This window comes from Streptomyces sp. MUM 203J (assembly GCF_022414595.1).
In the GTDB taxonomy this organism is placed as follows: Bacteria; Actinomycetota; Actinomycetes; order Streptomycetales; family Streptomycetaceae; genus Streptomyces.
In genome coordinates, this window is record NZ_JADWYO010000041.1 from 18,106 (window position 1) to 40,409 (window position 22,304).

The window sequence follows — 22,304 nt, forward strand, 5'->3', positions numbered from 1 at the left end:
CGTCCGTCAGCCGAAGCCCTTGACGTCCGACCAGTCCGAGCCGATGACGACCTTCACCGCGGCCTTCGTGTCCGTGGTGGACGGGTGGTAGACACTGATCCTGCCGTCCGTGCCGGAGCGGGTCCAGATGTCCGGCACCCCGTCCCCGTTCAGGTCCGGGACGCCGAGGGCCACGTCGATGGCCGCCTCGGTCCAGCCCGTCCCGTACGAGACGTCGCCGTCACGGGAGTTGGAGGCCAGCTTCAGCGAGTCCAGCTCCACGCTGCCGGCAGCCGTGCCGGGCAGGCCGTGGCGGACGTACATGTTGCCGTTGTCCAGGTTGCGCCACAGCAGGTCGGCCGTGCCGTCCTTGTCGATGTCCGCGACGTTGACGATGTCGCGGCGCTGCCAGGAGGAGCCCCACATCAGGGTCGCCTCCTGGAAGCTGCCGCCTGTGTAGCCGGTCAGCGCCCAGTAGCCGCCCCCGGCACGCAGGAACAGGTCCGGGAGCTTGTCGCCGGTTACGTCACCGACAGCCTTGATCTGCGTCCACGTCGCCGGGTCCGGCGCGTTGGACGGCAGCAGCACGCGCAGCCGCTTGTCCACGTTGAAGCTGCCGTAGCCGTCCCCGGGGTAGAGCCAGAACCCGCCGTCGGGGGTGCGGGCGAACAGGTCGGTCGAGCCGTCGCCCGGGTAGGTGTCCGCGTACTTGGTGATCAGCGCGGCCTTGCCGGTGTCCGGGTTGTACCAGTGGCCAGCCGGGTTGATCGCGCCGTCCGAGGTGTACCCGGCGGCGAGAGAGCCGTACAGCTCGCCGTCCACGTCGCCGGGGTAACTGCGCAGGTTGCCCCAGCCGTTGATGTGGACCAGGTCGGGGCGCCCGTCGCCGCCCGTGTCACCGGGGGCGTCGGCTGTGTCGCGCGGCGGGAGGTAGAAGGTGTAGTCGGTCCGCTGGCTCTTGTTGCCGACGGCGTCGTAGGCGTACACGTGCAGCGTCAGCGGCCCGGAGTGCGGCGGCTGCAGCGCGGACACCGTGGCTTTGCCGGAACTGGCCGCCATCTCCTTGGTGTTGAGGCTGCCGAAGGCGTAGGTGAACTTGACGGCGTCGGTCGCGGCGAACGTGATCGCCCCGGTCTCACCGAACTTCACGGTCGCCCAGGTCGCGCCGTCGTCCGTGGCTTCCCTGAACACGTCGCTGGTGACGTCCGGTGCCGGGGGGCCGGAGGCGTCGATGGTGAAGCGGCAGGGCTGGTCGCCTGTCGGGGTCCAGGAGGACTTGCTGCCCGAAGTGTCCTCGGCCTGGACCTCCCACGAGTAGGTGGTCTGGTCCACCAGGGCCGTGGTCGGGATCCTCATCGTGGCCTTGCCGCTGCTGTCGCTGGTGATGAGCGTCCCGGCGGGCTTCGACGTACCCGTCTTCCAGTAGCGGAAGCGCAGACCCTTCAGGTTGCCGTCGGCGTCGGTGGCGTTCGCGGAGAGGACGATGTCGGTCTTGGCGATCGCACGCCCCCCGCCGGGGCCGGTGACGCAGGCGCCGCCGGGCGACGTGGTCAGCTTGCTGGGCGTGGCCGGAGGCCGGTTGTAGGTGACCGACAGTGTCGCGGAGGTTGCGCGGAACTTGCGCCAGGTATAGGTGTCGGTCTCGGTGATGGCCCTCATGCCGAGAGTGATGTTGGACCAGCCGCCGTCGGCGGCCTGCTGCGCGGCGTTCTTCACGTTGTACGAGACGTACTCGTCGGCGCAGCCGGACCGGCCGTGGGCGAAGGACTTCGTCTGCTGCTCCGTCTTCCAGGCCGGCTGCTTGTTCCAGGTGGTGCCGGAGGAGATGGAGCCGGTGAGCGCCAGTTTGAACGAGCGGGGCTCACAGGACCAGGTGTGGTTGTTGAGCACCTTGAACGTGGCGGAGGTGATCGTCGCGCCCTTGATGCCGGAGTCGAAGCCCATGCGCCAGAAGGAGCGGGCGAGGCCGCCGGTCTCGTTCTCGTAGCCCACACGGGCGTCGGACGTGCCGTCGTTGAAGTTGGTCCCGTTGTAGAAGCTGGTGTTGGCATGTTTCTTGTAGGCCACCGTCCAGGCCTTCCACCCGCTGTTCAGTGTCGGGTCGAGGAAGACCGGGAAGCGGGTCTCGGCATCGGTGAACAGGCCGGTCGTGGCGGCGTCCAAGTGCAGCCGCGCACTGCCGGTGCCGTCGCCGTCGACGCTGGTCCGCATGGGGGCGTGGTGCGCGCCCGGCTCGATGCCGCCCAGTCCGGACAGCTTCAGCACGTCGGCCGTGTGGGCCACGGACGTCCGGGGCGCGCTCTTCGGGGCCTCGGGGTCCCGGCCGGACGAGTCCCAGGCGTACGGGGTCGGGATCGACCCGATCTCCTCGCCCTCACCGTCGAGAACCCGCACACCGCCGGTGGTCTTGTCGTGCCGGAACACGGCCGTGCCCGAACGCAGCCCGTACGTGAGGGTCCTGAGGCCCGGCTGCGTAGCGGCCTCCCGGGTCTTCACGATCAGCAGCTGCCCGAAGCCGCCCTCCTCACGGGCGACGAGCAGCAGGTCCACGCCCGGCATGACCTCGGGGTACAGGGCGCGGGGCCCGTCGAGCACCGGCTGCGGCAAGGGGCCGGGCCAGGTGTACGTGACGGTGTGCCCGTCGAGTTCCAGCTCGGCCAGCGCGGTGTCGCCGGGCGCGGGCACGGGTGACCTGGTGAGCGGGGTCCGGGCGTACGAGCGGTCGGCCCGCTCCTCGGAACCGGCGGTACCGCTTGAGAATCGCACGGGCACCGGGGCGTTGACCGGGCGTATGCCCAGGCCGCGCGGGGCCTTCTCGTCCCGCGTCAGCTCGGTGTCGAGGTCGGCCCACTCGCCGTTGGCGCTCTTCGCCCGCCGGGGGAGCGCGCTGATCTCCGTACGAAGCCCGCCGTTCGGCAGCGCCCAGGTGCGGGTCGTGGCGGTGGTCGCGGTGTCGACGGGGACCTGCTTGCGGCTGCGGCGGGCTTCGGCCAGTGCTGTCGCCTCGTCACGGGGGCCGGCCGAGGCCTGTGTCGCCTTGCCTGTTCCCTCATCACCTCCTCGCGCCTGCGCGTCGTGGCCGCCGGGCTGCCACCACGGCAGCAGGGCGGCGGTGAGTGCGGCCAGCAGCAGGCCGAGAGTGCAGGTCAGCCTGGTGCGCGTGCGCACAAAGGGGCTGAGCCAGCGAGGCGGCGCGGTCACGGCGGTCTACTCCCGTGGGGACCAGGCGGAATGGGACAGCACAAACAGCCCCGTCCGGCACGCCGTGGGGGCAGAGAGAGCGCGCACACGATGGCACGAGGTGGGGGAGGGATGTCTAGACCTGAGGGTTTTATGGCTTCGTTACATCTGTGCAGAAAGTGCGAAGAGTTACGTCGGGCATAGCACTGTTTGTGGCCTTCTGGTGGGAGAAAGTGATGGATCTGCACCGGTTCTGAAGGGGCATCCGAACAGCGGTCATTCATCTCCCTTTGGGTGGACGTGGAAGGTGGCAGGGATCACGCCTCACCTGCCCTGATCGCTCTCCGTGATCTTGTGAGTTCCCTCCGCCTGAAGCAGAGTCACCCCGCGCACACGCCTCAGCAGGCGTGTGCCTTGTGGTGTTTCCGCACCTCGATCACGTTCTCTTTGCTTCGCGCCTGGGTGGGAGTCGACGCGTATGCCTGCTAGAGGTCCGCTGTCATGGGTCGGCCGTGGCCGACTGACCATGACTGAGTCAGGCCGTCTGCGGCGGCGTCGTGCCCGTACGGGGATCGTCCTGTTGCTGTCCACGACCCTGGCGGTGACGACCCTGTCAGCCGAGGCGTGGGCGGTGCCCGCCCCCGGCATGACGCGTGAGCAGCTCGAACTGCCGGACATCCCGCAGAGCGACCCCATCACCCCGGACGACACGGCCGAGACGAGCCTGACCACCGCCGACGAGGTGCCGGTCACCCCGTACCAGCCTGTGGCCGTGACGCCCTGGCAGCAGGACAGCGGCGCCGTCGACCTGACCGGCGCCGAGCCCGGCACCTCGAAGCCGGTCGACGACCTGCCCATCGCGCTCGGCGTCCCCGAGGGCGGGGACCCCGAGGCCGTCGCCGGTACGTGGGCCGTCGACCTCGCCGCCCCCGAGACCTCCCAGACCGCGGGCGTGCCCGGCCTGGTCATGAAGGTCACCCCGCCCGCCACGGTGGACCCGGGCGCCGAAGTCGCCCTGAGCGTCGACTACACGGCCTTCGCCGACCTGTACGGCCCGCAGGCCGCCGACCGGTTCGGCCTCATGCTGCTGCCGGACTGCGTCTACGACGCCCCTGACAGTGGCGACTGCGCCACCGAAGGCGGCACGCAGACCATGGCGGCGGCTCCGGACGGCGACGGCTTCGACAAGGTGCCCAGCCAGGTGGAGGTCGTCCCCGCCGCCGAGGCGCCGACCCGCACCACGGCCGCCAAGGGCGCCGAGAAGCGCCGAGTCGTCTCCGGCACCGTGTCCGTCGGCTGGCTGCTCAAGGACCGGGCCGCTGCCGGGGCGAAGGCCGAAGTGGAGGCGGACACCGACGCTGAAGCCAAGGCAGGCACAGAGGTCAAGGCCGACACCGGCAGCGAAGGCCACTCCGCCCAGACCGGCTCCGTCCGCACCGCCCTCGCCACCGCCGGATCCACCTCCACCGGCTCCGGCGTCGTCGGCGCCCTCGACACAGGTGCCTCGGCCTCCGGCGACTACACCGCCACGCCTCTGCTGTCCTCCGGCTCCTGGGCCGCGGGCTCCTCCTCCGGTGCGTTCACCTACGGCTACCAGGTGCAGACCCCGGAGACCGCCGGCGGCGTGATGCCGAAGGTGAACCTCTCGTACTCCTCGCAGTCCGTGGACGGCCGCACCTCCGCCTCCAACAACCAGGCCTCCTGGATCGGTGACGGCTGGGACTACAACGCGGGCGTGATCACCCGTACGTACGCGGGCTGCACCCAGGACTCCAAGAAGCCGGGCGCCAACAACGCCACCCACCGCACCGGAGACATGTGCTGGGGCTCGGACAACGCCACCCTGTCGCTCGGCGGCATGACCACCGAGCTGGTCCGGGACGACACCAAGAACACCTGGACCACAGCCAACGGCGACGGCTCCAAGGTCCAGCTCCTCAAGAACACCGGCCTCGGCAACGGCGACGCCGACGGCGAGTACTGGGTCGTCACCACCCGCGACGGCACCAAGTACTACTTCGGCCGCCACAAGCTCCCCGGATGGACCACCGGCGACCCGGTCACCAACTCGGTCCTCACCGTCCCGGTGTACGGCAACCACGCGGGCGAGCCCTGCTACAAGGCGGGCGACTGGCCCGGCTCGCACTGCACCCAGGCCTGGCGCTGGGGCCTCGACTACGTCGAGGACATCCAGGGCAACGCCATGTCCCTGTGGTGGGCCCGCGAGACCAACTACTACGCCCGCAACTTCAACTTCAAGGCCCCCGTCTCGTACCACCGCGGCGGCTACCTCACCCACATCGACTACGGGCAGCGTGAGGACACCCTCTTCTCCGCCGCGCCCCTCGCCCGTATCGCCTTCGACGTGAAGGAACGTTGCTTCACCGAAGGAAGCCTCACCTGCTCCGAGGCCAACTTCACCGACAAGGACCCGGGCAAGTACCGCATCTGGTACGACACCCCGGCCGACCTGCGGTGTGAGTCCGGCAAGAAGTGCTGGAACGCCGCTCCCTCCTTCTGGACCCGCAAGCGCCTCGACAAGATCACGACGCTGACGCAGCGCGTCCGGGGCTCCAGCACGCTCCACCCTGTCGACACCTACCAGCTCACACAGAGCTTCCCCGTCCTCAAGACCGGCCCCAACACCGCCCTCTGGCTGGAGTCGATCACCCGCACCGGCCACGGCACCGACGGCAGGACCGTCACCCTCAACCCGGTGCGGTTCGAGTCCAACACCGAGGACATGCCCAACCGCGTGATGCGCGGCAGCAGCGACCCGCGCCCCGGCTTCTCCCGGCTGCGCATCGCCCGCGTCATCAGCGAGTACGGCGGCGAGACCGTCGTCACGTACAAGCAGCCCACCGGCGAGTGCGCCACCGGCACCGGTCTGCCCGGCAAGAGCGACACGGCGGCGCTGAAGTCCAACGCGCGTCTCTGCTACCCGTCGTACTGGCACCCGGACCCGTCGAAGGAGGACATCGACTGGTTCCACAAGTACGTGGTCGAGAACGTCGAGGAACTCCCCAACGTCGACGGTGCCTACGCCACCCAGACCGCGTACACGTACAAGAACGCGGCCTGGAAGCTGGCCGAGCAGGAGTTCACCAAGAAGTCGACCCGCACGTACTCCCGGTTCGCGGGCTTCGAGCAGGTCACCGTCATCACCGGCGCCGACGACCCGCTCATCGGCAGCAAGAAGACCAAGGCGGTCACCCGCTACTTCCGCGGCATGGGCGACACCGTGCCTGTGCACGACATCACCGGCGCCGAGATCGCCAAGGACAATGATCCCTTCGCCGGCCGGATAGCCGAGGAACTCACCTACGCGAACGCGAGCGACGCCGACACCGCCTGGATCACCCGCTCCGTCACCTTCCCCGAGGCCAAGGAGCTGGCCAAGCGCGTCCGCGGCGACGGCCTCAGCGACCTCAGGGCCTGGCGGGTCACCGAGCCCCGGCAGGTCTCGTACACCAAGTCCTCGACCCTCGGGGACGACAAGCGCACCGAGCGCGTCGTCGAGACCCGGACGGCCTTCGGGGCGTCGTACGGCCTGCCCACCCAGATCGAGTTCCGCGGCGACACCGGCAAGTCCGGCGACGAGTCCTGCACCAAGCTGGAGTACCTCCACGAACACGTCCGGAACATCATCGGTCTGACCAAACAGACCCTGACTTCCGCCACCAGCTGCGCCGCCGCCGACTTCAGCGATCTGACGAAGCTGACCTCGGCCACCCGCACGGCCTACGACGGCCAGGCGTACGGCGCCGCCCTCACCAGCACCTCCCGTGGCCTGGCCTCCCAGTCCTGGTCGCTGAAGGCCGACAAGTCCGGTTTCCAGAACGAGGGCACCACCGAGTTCGACGCCATAGGCCGTGTCGTCAAGGCCACCGACCCGGACCTGAAGTCCTCCACGATCGCCTACGACCCGCCCACCGGGCAGGCGTACAAGGTCGTCCAGCGGAACTCGCTCGGCCACGAGCAGAGCAGCGAACTCGACCCGGGTCGCGGCACCGCCCACCGGACGACGGACACCAACGGCCACACCAGCCAGGCCGTGTTCGACCCCCTCGGCCGCCTCGTCGAGGCATGGGGGCCCGGCCGTACACCGTCGTCGTCCGCCGTGCCCGACTTCCGGGCCGCGTACACGATCCCCGAGAACGATCCGGGCCAGGACCGCAAGCCTCCGTACGTCACGACGTACATGCGCGGTCACGAGAACCGTGTCGAGACCGCCGTCACCCTGTACGACGGACTCGGCCGCGAGCGGCAGTCCCAGGAGACCGCCACCGGCGGCGGCCGACTGATCACGGACACGCTGTACAACAGCTCCGGCGAGGTCTGGCAGACGAACAACGCGTACTTCGCGGAGGGCAAGCCCAGTGGCGAGCTGTTCACCCCGCTCGCGGACACGGCCGTCCCCAACGCGACGCGCTACACGTACGACGGCCTCGGCCGCGTACTCGAAGAGATGCCGGTCCTGAACGGCACGGAGACCCCCGGCCGGGCCACCCGTTACGAATACGGCCCCGACCACTCCACCGTCGTCAACCCGGCAGGCGCGTCCTCCTACCGCGTGTTCACCGACGCCCTCGGCCGCACCATGCGGGTCGACACCTTCACCGACCCGACCCGCACCGTCGCGCCGATCACGATGCGGTACACGTACGACAGCAAGGGCCAGCTGGAGAAGGTCACCCACTCCGCCGACCCGACCCGCCCCTGGACGTGGACGTACGACGGCCGCGGCCGGATGGAGACGGCCACCGACCCCGACTCCGGCACGACCCGCACCACGTACGACCACCGCGACCGCCCGGTCACGGTCACCAACGCGCGCGGCGTCACCGTCTGGACCGGCTACGACGAGCTGTCCCGCCCGAAGCAGCAGCGCCTCGGCGGCGCCTCCGGCACGCTGCTGAGCGACTACACGTACGACACCGCTCCCGGCGGCAAGGGTCTCCCGGCCGCGTCCACCCGCTACACGGACGGCGAGCCGTACCGGATGACGGTCGGCGGCTACACCGACAGCTATCAGCCGGTCTCCACGACCCTGTCCCTGCCGCAGAGCCTCGCGGACACCTGGGACCTGAAGACCTCGTACACCTACTCGTACGAGTACACCGACACGGGCCTGCTCCAGTCGGCGCAGCTCCCCGCCGTCGGCGGCCTCGGCTCCGAGAAGCTCGTGGCCCGCTACAACAGCGAGGGCATGCCGCTGTCGCTGTCCGGCAAGGACTGGTACGGCTCCGAGGTCGTCTACTCCCCGTACGGGCAGATCCAGCGCGCCACGCTCGGCGCACAGCCCAACCGGGTGTGGACACAGGCCAATTACGACGAGGCCAGCGGCGCGCTCCAGGACCAGATGGTCTACCGCGAGCAGACCGGTCACCAGTCGGTCGTCGCGAACAACCTGGTCTCGCACCGCTCGTACTGGTACGACAACGCGGGCAACGTCACCTCGATCCGTGAGCGGGCGACCGGCATCGAGGAGCGCCAGTGCTTCCGCCATGACCCGCTGGGCCAGCTGACGGAGGCCTGGACCTCGGGGGACCAGGCGTCCTGCGCCGCGGGCCCGATCAAGGCGGACGGCAGCGCCAACGTCACGGCGGGACCGGACCATTCGGGCTACTGGCAGCAGTACGAGTACGACCTGCTCGGTAACCGCAAGTCGCTGGTCCAGAAGGACCTGACCGGCGACACCGCCAAGGACGCCACCACCACGTACACGTACGGCAAGGCGGACGGCAGCCAGCCGCGCACGCTGACGAAGGTGCGCAAGGAGTACGTCACCCCGGCGGGCGCACAGATCACCACGGAGGCGGAGCGGCTGTACGAGCTGACGGGCGACATGAAGTCCGTCACGTCGGTCCAGAACGGCGACAAGCAGGAGCTGACCTGGACGTACGACGGCCAGATCGAGACCATCACCGGCCAGGGCAGCAACGGCCGCACGCCGTATGTAGGTCTCGCGGGCAAGTGCCTGGACCTGAAGGCCGGCACGGTGGCCGAGGGCCAGCCGATCCAGCTGTATTCGTGTAACTCGACGCTGGCCCAGAAGTGGTCCTTCAAGCCCACGCCGGGCGGTACGGACGCGAACGTCGGCACCCTGACCAGCACGAACGACGACTGGTGCGTCCAGCCTGTCTCTGGTGCGGCGGGCGCGGCGATCCAGCTCCAGAAGTGCGACGGCTCGTCCGCGCAGCAGCTGACGCGCACGGCGGCGGGCCAGCTGAAGCACAACGCGTCGGGCCTGTGCCTGGCGAGCAAGGACGCGTCGTCGAACAACTCGACCCCGATCGTCCTGGTCTCCTGCAACATGGTCGACACCTCCCAGCTGTGGGAGGCCCAGAACCAGACCCGCCACATCTACGGCCCTGACGGCGCCCGCCTCCTGACCATCCAGGGCAGGCAGGCGACGCTCCACCTGGGCGAGGCCGAGGTCACGACGCAGAAGAACGGCGTCCTGGTCAACACCCAGCGGACGTACGCCGCGCCCGGCGGCGCGGTCCTGCGCTACGCGAACAACACGGGCTCCTCCCAACTGGTCGCCATGGCGGGCGACCACCAGGGCAGCCCGTACGCGGAGGTCTCGCTCAACAGCCAGATGCAGGTCCGCGTCCGCAAGCAGGACCCGTTCGGCAACGAGCGCAGCGGCGCGACCTCGGGAATGAACCCCCAGTCCCACGCGGGCTTCCTGGGCCAGACCCGAGACGACGCCTCCGGCTACCAGCCCCTGGGCGCCCGCCTGTACGACCCGGTCGTCGGCCGCTTCATCTCCGCGGACCCGATCCTGGACCTGGCGGACCCGCTCCAGTCGAACGGCTACGCGTACGCCCACAACAACCCGGTGACCCTGTCGGACCCGACGGGGCTGGCGGTCAAGCTGACTGGGTCGGAGCGGGCGGCTGCCCTGGCGGGTGTGGGCCTCAGCGCATCCGAAATGGCCAACGCCGAAGCGGACCTGGGCCGCACGGTGAAGTCGGTGATCCTGGCCACGGCATGGGACGTCCTGAACGAGTTCATCCCCATCGACTCCGCCATCGCCTGCTTCGGCGGTAGCTTGTGGGGCTGCGCTGACACCATCACCAGCTTGATTCCGCCGCTGAAGCTCTTCAAGCTAATCGACGTGGGCATGGCAGCCCTTCGCACGGCCAAGGCCATCAAGGCCCTGTACGCGGCTCAAGCGAAGGCAAGAGAGACCCTCTCCCGCGCCAAGGCCGCTCTGCAGAAGGCACTCGACGCCAAGAAGGCAGCGATCGAGAAGGCCAAGAAGGCCGCACAAGCAGCCAAGAAGAAGGCCGCCGACAAAGTCAAGACGACAAGCAACAAAGCGGTCAATGCCATAAAGAAGACCGGCAACCGCGTCCAAAAGCAGGCCCAGGCCAAAGCCGCCCCAAGGTCCTCCTCCGCAGCCAGCAGTGGCGTCGGAAGAGGCGGCGGCTCCAGGGGCGGCGACAAGCCCGGCGGCTCCTCCGGCGGCTCCTCCCGCAGCAACGGCGGCAGCAGCGGGGGCAGCGGCGCGGGCAAGGCCGACGAGCCCAGCGGCGGCGGTGCCTGCCCGATCAACCGTGACAACAGCTTCACCCCCAGCACCAAGGTCCTCATGGCCGACGGCACCACCAAGCCGATCGAGAACGTGAAGACCGGCGACAAGGTCCTCGCCACCGACCCGAGGACCGGCGAAACCCGGGTAGAGACGGTCACCGCCGAGATCAAGGGCCAAGGCCTCAAGCACCTGGTCAAGGTCACCATCGACACCGACGGCAAGAACGGCTCAAAGACCGCCGAAGTCACCGCGACCGATGGCCACCCCTTCTGGGTGCCTGAACTAGGCGAATGGATCGACGCCACCAACCTGAAGAGCGGCCAGTGGCTCCAGACCAGTGCTGGCACGTACGTCCAGATCACCGCAGTCGAGCGCTGGACCACCCAGAACGCCACCGTCCACAACCTGACCGTCAGCGACCTGCACACGTACTATGTGCTGGCGGGGGCTACGCCGGTCCTGGTTCACAACTGTAATGGTGTCTCTATTTATAGGACGCCGAAGGTTGATGACATGGCGCATGAGTTGGAGCGTGGCCCCAACCCGGCATCGCATCAAGATGGCGATGCTTCGGTCTACCTCGGGGAGAAAAGCGTGGCGAAGGAATACCAGAATCGCGGCTCCTATGCGAATGGGTCAATTCGTTACGACATGCACGAGGACTTCCTCAAGGAATTCTCGGACACCGCATTCCGGTATGACCGTAAGGGGCCTGGAGGTTCCGCAAGAATCGAGTTCGTGATCCCAGTTGGGCGACTTGATCGATTCAACGAGCTCACGCTACGTAGAGTGTGGGAGCCCGGGAATGGGTGACGGCATGGTGCGGGTTGACGAAGAGCTGGAAGTGGTCGTGTCTGCGACTACGGCATGGGGGGTCAAGGTGACCACTCGGGATGGAGTGGAGGGCTTTATCGACAACCTCAAAATTCCGTCATGGCTAGCTCGGGAGGAACTGCCAGTGAGCGGCACATCTCTACTCGTTGTGGTTCTTGACGATGTCCGCAGCCCGTTTAGAGGCAGCTTGCTCGATGAGGACATTGAACTCGCTCGCAACGCGCGCAGGCGAACGTAAGTGACTTCGGTTGCAAGTTCCTAGCGCAAACCTGAACCCCCGTCGGATGGGTCCCGACGGGGGTTCAGGTCGCTGTGACGGCAGTAGTTGACGGCAACGTCAGCGGACGAGGGCCGGGCAGGGCGGTGGTTCGTCGCCGCCGGAGTGTGTCGTCTTGTCGTTCTCCAGGCTGCCGAGCGCATTGCTGAGGGTGTCGATGGCATCGCGCTGGAGGCGGAGTCGGACGTGGGCATAGACGGTGGCGGTAACGCCGATGTGGGCGTGGCCGAGTAGTTCCTTGATCACGACGAGTTCGACGCCCTGTTCCAGGAGCAGGGTGGCGGTCGAGTGGCGGAGGTCGTGGAAGCGGATGCGGCGGAGGCCGGCCTTGTGGAGGAGGGCGGTGAAGGTGCGGGTGAGGTTGGTTGGGTCGATCGGCCTGCCCTGCGGCGTGGTGAACACGTGCCCGTTGTGCTGCCATTCGGTGCCTGCCGTGTGACGGTCGCGCTGCTGTTGTTCGTGATGGTGCTTCAGTGAGTGGACGCAGCGGGTGGGGAGGGCGATGCGGCGTTCGGAGGCCCGGGTCTTGGTTGGCAACGTGATGAGTCCGCCCGTGCTGGTGCGCTGGAGTGTGCGGCGGATGGCGGCGGTGCCCGCGTTGAGGTCGAGGTCATCCCAGCGGAGGCCGAGGAGTTCGCCTTTGCGGAGTCCGCTGTGGAGCGCGAGTTCGAACAGGGCGTGCAGCCGGTGACCATACGCCGCGGTGAGGAGTTGGCGGGCTTCGTCGGTGGTGAGGGGTTCGAAGCGGCGGGGCCGTGGGGTGCCGGTGCGGACGTTGCGGGCGACGTTGCGCGGGATCTCCTCCTCGCGGACGGCGTGCTCCAGGGCGGACTTGAGCACGGAGTGGATGTAGGTGAGCGTCAGAGGGGAGAGCAGCTTGGAGCAGCACTGGCCGATTGCGCAGCAGCGGGGCTGGTCGCGCCGGGCGTCGATGCGGCGGGTGCAGCACTGGCAGGTGGTGCGGAGCTGGTTGAGCCAGGTGCGGATGTCCTTGGCGGTGAGCTTGGTGAGCTTCTTCTTGCCCAGGCCGGGGACGAGGTACCGATTCACGCAGGCGGTGTAGCGGGTGTGGGTGTTCTCGCGGAGGTGGTGGACGGCGACGTTCTCCAGCCAATAGGTCAGGTACGCGGCCAGGCTGCCCTGTGCGGAGGGGATGGGGAGGCCGCGGTTGCTGGCGGCGATCTTCTCGGTGAGCTTGGCCAGTGCCTCCTTGCGGGTGGTGCCGTAGACGCGGATGCGCTTGCGGGTGTTGCCGGGAGCGAGGACGTATCCGGCAGCCTCCCATCGGCTGTCCTTGCGCTGGTAGACAGTCCCGTCGCCGTTGGCGCGGACGCGGCGGGAGGCGGGGGTGTCGCCGGGCGTGGTCATCAGGCGGCCCTACTGGCCCGCGCCGAGGCGCTGCGTCTGGCAGGCACCTACCTCACCCAGGTACGGCAGTACGACATCGCGTATGCCGCCGTGCGCGGCGCCATCATGGACGCCCGTCAGGCCGGAGACATGCTTGCGGCAGGCTCCGGTGTCGGCTGCATGTGCTGGCTGCTGGTGAGGCAGGGAAGGCTGGACGAGGCGGAACAGGTCGCCGCCCAGAGCATGGACGCGGTGGAGCCGAAGATCACCGGGGCTGAGCCGGACCACTACGCGGTGTGGGGCGGCCTGGCGATGGAGGCCGCCGCAGCAGCCGCGAGGAACAACCGTCCCGACGAGGCGAAGGCGTACCGCCAAGCCGCCCGGGTCGCGGCAACCGCGGTCGGGACGGCGCATCGCAACGTCTCTCGGCACTGGTCCGTCTTCGGGCCGGTCACCGTCGCGGTCAAGGCACTCGAAGACTCCCTGGTCATCGGTGACGCTCGCACGGTGGTGCGCAAGGCAGGCGAGCAGGAGGAGTTGTCGCCCAAGGCCTGGAAGCGCTTGGGCAGGCCCAGCACCAACGACGGGAACCGCTTCACCCTCGACGTGGCGCGCGCCTACACCCGGACCGGCGACCTGTCCGCTGCCATGGACGAGTTGACCCGTGCCAGGGAAGCCGCCCCGCAGTGGCTGCGGCACCAGAACGGGGCCGCCGAGACCATGCAGGAGATCCTGGGCAAGCGCAAGCGCACCCTTACGGCGGAGATGCGCGAAATGGCCGATTACCTGGGCGTCGTTGGGTAGCTGCCACGCAGCGTGGCAGTTCGTGAACCTGGAGTCGCGAACTGCCATGGTCACCACCTGGGGTGACGGACAGTCAGTGCCTACGGTCAGTGTGTCCACCGTCAGTGATCCAGGCCGGGGGTGCCCAGTGAGCCAGCCCAGGAGCGATGCCGACCGTATGCGTCGCAGAGAGCTGTACGACGCCGCGTCGGGCGGGGGAGGTCCCCGCTTGCTGCCGTGGACCAGCCCGGAGGGGAAGCCCTGCTACCTGAGCAGCGACGGCCGGGGCTACCTCTCCACCCTCGCCGACAGCATCGAGACGGTACAGCTCAGCATGGGCCAGGAACTGTTGGAGTATGCCCGCGCCGCCACGGCACCCGGCGCGAAAGCCCTGTCGGCGAACGAGTACCGCTGGCTGGCCCGCCGGTTGACCGAAGCCCTGACGGACGCGCTCAGGGTCGCGGAATCGCGCGGGCAGCGCATCCCGGATCAGGAAGAGGCGGCCGAGGATGCCTGACTCTCCGAACGCCGGCGCACCAGTGTGCAACGCCTCTCGGGGGCGCTACCGCTTCCGCGAGTACTACGTGACCACCGTCCCCGACCCCCTGGCGCTGCCAGCATTCGAGGCGGTCTGCGTCACCGGCGAAGAGCACAACTGCGGCGCCACGTCAGGCACACTGCACACCTCGGACGAGCTGACCCGTTGGATCGCCGGACACTGCGCCCAGAGCGGCCACGAGTTGTACGAGCAGACCGTCCGCGCTCTCGTCCGTGCCGAACCCGGCGCATGGCAGTAGAGTCCCGCTGCATCGACACCAGGCAGCGGCAGCGCAATCGTATGCCCCGAGCCGTTGACGGCAGTAGCGACGGCAACACCCACGGATTTCCCCGCACGACCACGGACACCAGCGGAACGCAAATCACGTGCTGACCTGCGAAGAAGCAGGTAGAGGGGTGCCGCGTAGCACACGTACTATGTGGTGGCGGGGGCTACGCCGGTTCTCGTCCACAATTGTGGTGGCGCGAACGGTGGAAAGTATGGTGATCTGCAACCCGCTGGGGCGGGAAATGAGATCAACCATGTCCCTGCCAATTCGTCCAGCCCCCTCAGCAAGTACAGCGGGCCGTCGATTCGGATGGATTACGCCGATCATCGCGCGGTTTACAGTACTGGGTCATCTCTCGCCTCGAAGGCTTGGCGCATGAGGCAGAGGGAACTGATAGACGCTGGCGATTTCCGAGGTGCCATACAAATGGACGTAGATGACATTCGCTCCCGGTTTAGCAACAAATATGATGAGGCGATCACGGAGATGTGGATGAGCCTCAGTCAGAATAAGGCCCTTCGAAAATGGGCCTCAGATCGGCAGAATCCCTAGATGTTGCACAGGGAGAGGTGAGATTCGGGTGTCGTCGGACTGGAAATTTGAGATCGTCGAGTGTGGTGACCTCGTGCAAGACGATGACGAGGTCACTCCTCCCGATGCGGCTGAGCGTCGGTGGAATCGATATGTCGAGCTGGCTGATTCGGTGACTGGCGACGAAGGTCCAGCCGGTGTCGCTGCGATCGTTTCTTCCCTGAAGGCTGAGGAGGATTACGGGGCCTACCAGGCAGCGCATGCGGCTTTGGGTCGTTTCCCTCATTCGGACTTCGGCCAGGGGGTGGCTGGTGCGGCCAAGGAACTTCTTTCCATCCCCCGGGATAGGAGTGGGAATATCTTGCTAATCCTGACACAGGCTGGCCCTATGGCAGTGAGTGCCTTCAATGAGGCTATTCAGGCCGTTGATCCGGATGTCCAGGTCTCGATTCGCGAACTTGTGGAGTTTCACGAATCTGAGGAGTGGCTCTCTGAACACAGTGCTCAGAACGTTCTTCTGATGCCACGGACATAGCCTGGAAGTGTGAATTCGAAAGCCCCACTGGCGGTGGCGCCGGTGGGGCTTTCGGGCGCCTTGACGGCAACGGTGACGGCAACATCAACAGACTACGACTGCGGCGGGTGGGGTCGTCAGGGTTGTCATCCCCGGTGCCGAGAGCCTCCCCCAAGGTGTCGATGGCTTGACGCTGGAGGCGGAGGCGGACGTGTGTGTGCCAGCGGTGACGCCAATATGGGCGTGGCCGAGGAGTTCCTTGATGACGACGAGGTCCACGCCCTGCTCCAGGAGCAGAGTGGCGGTCGAGTGCCGGAGGTCGTGAAACCGGATACGGCGGAGTCCGTGCGCTATGCGGTCCTACTTCGGAGTGGGGTCGGTTCGGTGGTGTTGATGGTGGGCGGCTGGTCTTGGGGGGCCAGTTCGCACCAGAGGAGTTTGCCGCCGCGGCCGAAGAGGTCGTCGCCCAGGGGGTGGGCGCCCCAGTCGTCGGCGTAGCCGCGTACGAGGAGGAGGCCCCTGCCGCCGAGGTCGTCGGTCGCGGTCGGGGTGGGTACCGCGTGGAGGTGAGTGGCCGGGCGGTCGAAGGGGGCCGGGATCGACGGGTTGGTGTCCCACACGCTGATGCGCAGCCAGTCGTCCTCCATGCGGCGCAGCCTCATCGTCGCGGGGCCGCCGGAGTAGCGGTAGGCGTTGGTGACCAGTTCGCTGGCGAGCAGCTCGGCCACCTCGACGCGATCGCTCATGCCGTGCCCGGCGAGTACCGCGCGGAGGGTCACGCGTGCGACGCGTGGGGCGAGGGGGTTGTGGGGGAGCTGAAGCAGGTACGACCAGGCCGGGTCCGGCGATACGGTGTCCACGGAAGTCTCCTGACGGGAGGTGGAGTTGGATCACTGGCTGTGTGCCGAACCGTGCGGTGGCAGTGCCGTGCCTGGGGGCAGCGGTGCGCTTCCGGTTTACCGGGTCGGCCAGTTGAGTGGCTTGGCTCACACCGTAGCGGGCGTGTTGATATAGCTATCAGCTTTTGCTGGATAGCTATCGCAAGTCCCCTCGTGTGAGTGACGCCCCGCAGTGCACCTGTACGGAGAACGGAGAGCCGTGCGTCAAACCCCCATCCCCACCTTGCGTCAGCGGCGTCTGGGCGTTGAGTTGCGAAAGTTGAGAGAGCAGGCCGGTCTCACTTCAACGGGCGCTGCGCAGCGGCTCGGTATCAATCAGGCTCGCGTCAGCAGCATTGAATCTGGCCGCTACGCGGTGAGCGCCGAGCGGGTGCGGGCCTTCGCCCGCTCGTACGACTGCTCCGATCTGGCGCTGATCGATGCGCTCTGCGCCATGACCGGGGGCCGGACGCGGGGCTGGTGGGACGAGTACTGCGATTACCTTCCCGCAGCGCTCAATGACCTGGCCGAACTGGAGCACCACGCTACCCGCCTGCAGGTGGCCCTCGTCATACACATCCCGGCTCTGCTCCAGACCGCCGAGCATGCCAGGGCTCTCTTCAAAGGGGTGGCGCCGGCCCTCCTGCCGTACGAGATCGAGCACCGCATCTCCCACCGCATCAAGCGACAAGAGATCCTGTACGGGAGTCACCCCATCCCGTACTCGGCGCTGATCCATGAGGCTGCGCTACGAGTGGACTGCGGCGGTCGCGAGGTGGCCCGAGCGCAGCTTCGGCACATCATCGACATGAGCGAGCGGGACAACGTCACGGTCCGCGTCATGCCCTTCGGCTGCGGGGCGTTCCCCAGCACCGGACAGCCCATCGACTACGTCTATGGACCCGTACGGAAGCTCGACACCGTGCAGGTCGACACCCATTTCGGGTGCCAGTTCCATGATGCCGAGGCGCAGCTCGCCAAGTTCCGGCACACACTCGATGAGCTGGAGGCCATTTCCCTTGACCCGGCCGAATCACGTGACTTCATCGACAAGCTGATGCGGGAGATCTAAGGAGCGGGCTATGCCTGTGTACCAGTGGCGCAAGTCGTCGTACAGCGGAGACGGATCTAACTGTGTCTGTCTCGCCGTCGCAGCCGACGGCACTGTCCGCCTGCGGGACAGCAAGGTGCCCGGGACGGTCACCGCGTGCAGCCCCGTGGCGTTCGGGCGGTTTCTGGGGGCCCTTGTCGATGGGCAGTTCGAGTGCGGGGTGGACCGGGTGGGGAGCTGACTTGTCGCGCTGAGGCTGCCGAACACCCCGGTCCTGGCCCCGACTGTGGGGCATCCCGGTGGCCGGGTGCGTTTGATTCGCGGTGCGGCAGAAGGGTGTGCGTCTATTCTGCGCGCCGTGATCGACTGGAACAAGATCGAAGCCGTCGGCTGCGCCGTGCCCGCCGACCGGCCCATGGAAGAACTGGTGCGGGGCCTCTCCCGGGCCTTGGCGGATCCGGATCCGCTCATCAGGGACGGAGCGGCCTACTCCGTCCTGTCGACCTGGATAGCCCGACGGGTGATCGACACCCCCCGGCGGCTGGCGCTCGGGGACGAGATGGCCGCCCGGTTCTCCGACCGGGAGGTCCAGGCTCGTACGTTCGCGCCCCTCGTGCTCGACATGCTCGTGGAGGGAGGGGACTTCAAGGCCGACTGGGTCGAGGCGTTCGAGCGCTGGTATCCGGCGGAGGACGACCTGCGCGGCCACGACGGGGAACTCGGCTGGCTCCACGCGGTCGCGCACGGCGCCGATCTGCTGGGCCGGTTCGGGCGTCACCCCGAGGTGGCGCCGGTACGGATGCTGGACCTCGCCGCCGCGCGGCTCACGGCGCCCACCACTCACGTGCTCGACCAGCTGGAGGACGACCGGCTGGGGCGAGCCATCGCCCGTATCCTCACCCGGTCCGACATGAGCGAACGTGAGGCGACCGGGTGGCTGGACCCTGTCGCCGCCTGCTTCGGAGCCGACCGGATCACGACTCCCGTTCCCGCGCACCTCACCAACTGCCTGCGCACGCTGCGCATGCTCTACGTTCTCGCGGACCGGGGCGTACGGCCGGACGCCGAGTCGGCGCCGGAGTCTCTTCATCACCGCAAGGCGGTCAAGCTCCGCCTTGCCGCGGTCCTCGATCTGATCGTCAAGCGGTGAGCGCGACCTTCAGAAGGACGGCGCCATGACCGGTGCCGGCTGGGGGCCCGCCAGGGTCTTGGTCTCCTGCATGGCCGTCAGGCGGTGGACGAACAGGATGGCCAGGACGGCTGCCGCGATGTCGAGTGCGCTGCTGGCCGCCAGGGCCAGGGTCGCCTGGCGGATGGCCTCGGCCTCCTCGGCGCGTTCCCACATCCTGCCGGCGATCTGGGAGACGGGGAGCATGAGGACCCACAGGATCCACCAGGCGTTGAGGACCGTTCGCGGTACTCGTCGGTCGAGTTCGCTCGCCGTCCAGATGTCGCCCGCGATCCAGCGCGGGATCCAGAGGTTCGCGAAGGGGATGAACCAGGAGGCGATCGCCCAGCCGGGGCCTCGGCGGAGTGTACCGGGGGCGAAGACCTCGGCGTTGGTGCGGGTGCGGTGGAACCAGATGATGAAGACGATGCCGGTCGCGAGCACGCCCATCATGCCGAGGGAGCTGGAGAGGTACAGCAACCACTCGGCCTGGTCCAGGGCCTGTGCGTATCGGTCGTGGTCCTCCACGGCCTCCACGTTCATGGTCCCCGTCGCGGCACGGACGCCCAGCGCCGCGTAGACGGCGAAGACGTCGATGACGGCGACGGCGGCGAGGAGTGACACCACGGCGTACGACAGGCCGACGACGGAGCGGACCGGCCTGACGGGTGGGGGCGGAGCCCAGGCGGTCGGCGGACCACCGGTGGGTGCAGCCGCGCATTCCGCGCAGTGACCGGACCGGTCGGTCGTCGCATGTGTGGCGCATCTGGAGCAGAGCATGGCTGAGCGGCCCCCCACGGGCGTTGAGTGATGCGGCTCATGGGAAGGGCGGCGTCCTCCCCCAAGGACCACCGCACAGCCGCCCGAAGACCATACGTAGGGGCGGAGGGCTCGTCCAGGGGAATGGGAACCGTGGGCTCCGGCCGGTTCGTCTCGGTCTGCGTACTCGTCCGGCTGACTGACGTAAGCGCCGGACTGGAGACGGAGACTTGGAGAACGCGTTCATCATGGCAACACCCCAGCCCCCGGCCAACTACGGTGCCCCCGCGACCGGTGCCCCGTACAACTACCCGCCCGCACCCGGCGGTCACCCCGCGCCCGGCGGTTACCCCGCGCCCGCGCCCGTGGGGTACGGGCAGCAGCCGGTCTGCTGCCGGGTGTGCGGTGGGCAGGCCGCCGCGGATCTCAAGGTGCGGGCGCACATGGGGATTCTCGTCGTGATGAAGTTCGAGCACCTGAAGGGGCCGTTCTGCCGGGACTGCGGCATAGCCGTCGTCCGGCAGATGACCACCAGAACGCTGTGCCTGGGCTGGTGGTCGCCGCTCTCCCTGGTGATTTTCACGCCGTTCACGCTCGTGTGGAACCTGTTCGTCCACCGGAAGCTCGGCAAGCTGCCCGCCTCGGCGCCCGCCCCAGGGCTCGCCCACCTCGACGCGGGCGCGCCGGTGCTCCGGCGGCCGGTCGCCTATGTGGCGCTCATTCCGTTGGCCTGGGCCGTGTGGGCCATCTCCCAGATCGTGGCCCACGCAGCGTGAAGTCCCTGGCCGCTCAGCCGTCCGCCCGGGCCACCCCCACCGGGCACGACACGCCCGTGCCGCCGATGCCGCAGTAGCCGCCCGGGTTCTTGTCCAGGTACTGCTGGTGGTAGGGCTCCGCGTAGTAGAAGGGGCGGCCCTCCGACGGGAGGATCTCCGTGGTGATCGTGCCGTAGCCGGAGGACTCCAGGACGCGCTGGTACCGCTCGCGGGAGGCGTCCGCCTCCGCTGCCTGGGCGGGGGTGTGGGTGTAGATCGCCGAGCGGTACTGGGTGCCCAAGTCGTTGCCCTGCTTGAACCCCTGGGTCGGGTCGTGGGACTCCCAGAAGAGCCTGAGGAGGGAGTCGTACGAGACCTTCCGCGGGTCGTACACCACGCGGACCGCCTCCGTGTGGCCCGTCAGGCCGCCGCACACCTCGTCGTACGTGGGGTTCGGGGTGTGGCCGCCCTGGTAGCCGACCAGGGTCGTCCAGACGCCGTCCGCCTGCCAGAACGTGCGCTCCGCGCCCCAGAAGCAGCCCAGGCCGAAGTCCGCGACCTCCAGGCCGGACGGGTACGGGGGCGCGAGCGGCGTGCCCAGGACCGTGTGCCTCTCCTGCAGCGGGAAGCCCGGCTCCGCGCGGCCCTTCAGGGCCTCCTCGGGGGTCGGCATCTCCGGTGTGCGGCGGTACAGGAACATGGGGGCTCTCCTCGGGCCTCAGGCGTGCGGGGTCCTCGCTCCGGAAGAACGTACGAGGACCCCCGCGGATTCCTCAGGCCCCGCGGCCCCTCCCGCGCGCCCCCCGCACCGCCTTGTCGCGCCAGCGGCAGTACATCCCCGCCGGGTCCCCGTAGCAGGCCCACGGGGCGGCGCCCACATGGCCGTCCACCAGGCGGAACTGTTCCAGCGCCGCCTCGTACCGGCCCTGCCGGGTCAGGAAGTACGCCAGCAGGTGCCGCGCCCCGGGCAGGTCCGGGTCGTCCGGCCGGGCCGCCGCCACGTCCGCGAGCGCCGCGTCGACCTGCGCGACCAGCTCCGGGGTGCGGTACGAGCCCTTCTCGCCCGAGCCGTCGTGGTGCTCCCACCACGTGACCAGGGGCAGCATCCGCAGCAGGGCGCCCGGGGGAGCCGACGCCGCCGCGTCCCGGGCGAAGGACGCGGCCCGTTCCTCCGAGCCGTGCCACTTCCGGGCCCAGTACAGCAGCGCCGCCAGGTGCGCCCCGTAGTGGTGCGGGGCCCGGGTCGTGATGTCCTTCCAGACGCGGTGCATCGCCTCGTGGGGGTAGTTGAGGCCGAGGGCGACCTTCGTCTCGCTGATGTACGGCGTCGGGTCCTGCGGATTCAGCTCCGCGGCCCGCTCGATCTGCGGCCTCGCCTGCGGCAGTACGCGCAGGAAGCCCTCGATCTGCGCGTCCGTGGTGTCCTTCGCCCAGGCCGTGCCCCGCAGCAGCCACGCCAGCGTGATCGTGGCCTCCACCCGCACCACCGCCACGTCCGGGTCGTCGGGCCCCGCCGCCTCCCAGGCGTCCAGCCACGCCCCGTCGCCCTCGCCGGCCAGCTCGCCCAGCTCGACGGCGTACCGGTGACGGCGCTGCCAGTCCCGCCGCTCGCGCGTGGCGGCCATCAGCCGGGCCGCGGGCCCCCAGTCACCCCGGGCCGCGGCCTGCAGCGCGGCCTCCAGTTCCGGTGCCGGGCCCGCGAACAGGGTCTTCTGGCGCGACGCCGGGAGGAGGCCCAGCGCCTCCGCCTCACGCGCCGCCTTCGCCGGGCCGCGCCACGAGGCCCCGGACGGCGACGGGCCCGCGAGGCGGCGGTACACCATCACACTCACGCCCAGGCACCCGGCAAGGACGACGAGCTGCTCGAACCCCATG

Annotated in this window: 15 protein-coding genes and 1 pseudogene; 9 read left to right on the forward strand and 7 right to left on the reverse strand. The window is 68.6% G+C overall.

Going from position 1 to position 22,304, the window contains the following annotated elements; translation table 11 throughout:
• Positions 1 to 6: 6 nt before the first annotated feature.
• Positions 7 to 3,180: an FG-GAP-like repeat-containing protein gene (locus I3F58_RS20050; protein ID WP_240110030.1), complete on the reverse strand. Its 3,174-nt coding sequence runs from the start codon at positions 3,178 to 3,180 to the stop codon at positions 7 to 9.
• 505 nt (positions 3,181 to 3,685) lie between these two features.
• Between I3F58_RS20050 and I3F58_RS20055 the strand changes: the two genes are divergently transcribed.
• Positions 3,686 to 11,518: a ricin-type beta-trefoil lectin domain protein gene (locus I3F58_RS20055; protein ID WP_240110031.1), complete on the forward strand. Its 7,833-nt coding sequence runs from the start codon at positions 3,686 to 3,688 to the stop codon at positions 11,516 to 11,518.
• Between the two features lie 358 nt (positions 11,519 to 11,876).
• On the opposite strand, the gene I3F58_RS20060 is transcribed toward I3F58_RS20055, so the two are convergent.
• A complete protein-coding gene (locus I3F58_RS20060) occupies positions 11,877 to 13,184 on the reverse strand; it encodes a site-specific integrase (protein ID WP_240110032.1) in 1,308 nt (435 codons plus the stop codon).
• 90 nt (positions 13,185 to 13,274) lie between these two features.
• Between I3F58_RS20060 and I3F58_RS20065 the strand changes: the two genes are divergently transcribed.
• The 4 genes from I3F58_RS20065 to I3F58_RS20080 all read left to right on the forward strand — a co-directional run bounded on the left by I3F58_RS20065 (position 13,275) and on the right by I3F58_RS20080 (position 15,839).
• Positions 13,275 to 13,967 carry a hypothetical protein gene (locus tag I3F58_RS20065; protein ID WP_240110033.1) on the forward strand — a complete coding sequence of 231 codons (693 nt, stop codon included), beginning with the start codon at positions 13,275 to 13,277 and terminating at the stop codon, positions 13,965 to 13,967.
• A gap of 157 nt (positions 13,968 to 14,124) precedes the next feature.
• On the forward strand, positions 14,125 to 14,463 hold the full coding sequence (locus tag I3F58_RS20070; protein ID WP_240110034.1) for a hypothetical protein: 339 nt from the start codon (positions 14,125 to 14,127) through the stop codon (positions 14,461 to 14,463).
• Positions 14,456 to 14,743 (forward strand): hypothetical protein, encoded by a 288-nt coding sequence (locus tag I3F58_RS20075; protein ID WP_240110035.1) that lies wholly within the window; start codon positions 14,456 to 14,458, stop codon positions 14,741 to 14,743. Before I3F58_RS20070 ends, I3F58_RS20075 begins: the two co-directional genes overlap by 8 nt.
• Positions 14,744 to 15,353: 610 nt before the next feature.
• Complete coding sequence (locus I3F58_RS20080) at positions 15,354 to 15,839, forward strand: hypothetical protein (protein ID WP_240110036.1); 486 nt, start codon at positions 15,354 to 15,356, stop codon at positions 15,837 to 15,839.
• 112 nt (positions 15,840 to 15,951) lie between these two features.
• On the opposite strand, the pseudogene I3F58_RS20085 reads toward I3F58_RS20080, so the two are convergent.
• Positions 15,952 to 16,163: pseudogene (locus tag I3F58_RS20085) on the reverse strand (tyrosine-type recombinase/integrase); the annotation flags it as partial.
• 5 nt (positions 16,164 to 16,168) lie between these two features.
• Positions 16,169 to 16,678 (reverse strand): ATP-binding protein, encoded by a 510-nt coding sequence (locus I3F58_RS20090; protein WP_240110037.1) that lies wholly within the window; start codon positions 16,676 to 16,678, stop codon positions 16,169 to 16,171.
• 238 nt (positions 16,679 to 16,916) lie between these two features.
• Here I3F58_RS20090 and I3F58_RS20095 point away from each other — a divergent pair, with 238 nt between their 5' ends.
• The 3 genes from I3F58_RS20095 (at position 16,917) to I3F58_RS20105 (ending at position 18,897) form a co-directional block, all read left to right on the forward strand.
• Positions 16,917 to 17,768 (forward strand): helix-turn-helix transcriptional regulator, encoded by an 852-nt coding sequence (locus tag I3F58_RS20095; protein ID WP_240110038.1) that lies wholly within the window; start codon positions 16,917 to 16,919, stop codon positions 17,766 to 17,768.
• A 10-nt stretch (positions 17,769 to 17,778) separates the two neighbouring features.
• Entirely contained in the window at positions 17,779 to 17,988 is a 210-nt protein-coding gene (locus I3F58_RS20100; protein WP_240110039.1) for a DUF397 domain-containing protein, read from the forward strand.
• Positions 17,989 to 18,105: 117 nt separating this feature from the next.
• Entirely contained in the window at positions 18,106 to 18,897 is a 792-nt protein-coding gene (locus I3F58_RS20105; protein ID WP_240110040.1) for a DUF2785 domain-containing protein, read from the forward strand.
• A 9-nt stretch (positions 18,898 to 18,906) separates the two neighbouring features.
• On the opposite strand, the gene I3F58_RS20110 is transcribed toward I3F58_RS20105, so the two are convergent.
• Positions 18,907 to 19,695, reverse strand: a complete 789-nt coding sequence (locus tag I3F58_RS20110) for a DUF4328 domain-containing protein (protein ID WP_240110041.1) — start codon at positions 19,693 to 19,695, stop codon at positions 18,907 to 18,909.
• A 227-nt stretch (positions 19,696 to 19,922) separates the two neighbouring features.
• Here I3F58_RS20110 and I3F58_RS20115 point away from each other — a divergent pair, with 227 nt between their 5' ends.
• On the forward strand, positions 19,923 to 20,450 hold the full coding sequence (locus tag I3F58_RS20115) for a hypothetical protein (protein ID WP_240110042.1): 528 nt from the start codon (positions 19,923 to 19,925) through the stop codon (positions 20,448 to 20,450).
• Positions 20,451 to 20,463: 13 nt separating this feature from the next.
• Here the strand turns inward: I3F58_RS20115 and msrA are convergent, their stop codons facing one another.
• Positions 20,464 to 21,129: a peptide-methionine (S)-S-oxide reductase MsrA gene (msrA, locus tag I3F58_RS20120; RefSeq protein WP_240110043.1), complete on the reverse strand. Its 666-nt coding sequence runs from the start codon at positions 21,127 to 21,129 to the stop codon at positions 20,464 to 20,466.
• A gap of 73 nt (positions 21,130 to 21,202) precedes the next feature.
• A complete protein-coding gene (locus I3F58_RS20125) occupies positions 21,203 to 22,303 on the reverse strand; it encodes a hypothetical protein (protein WP_240110044.1) in 1,101 nt (366 codons plus the stop codon).
• Between the last annotated feature and the right edge of the window lies 1 nt (position 22,304).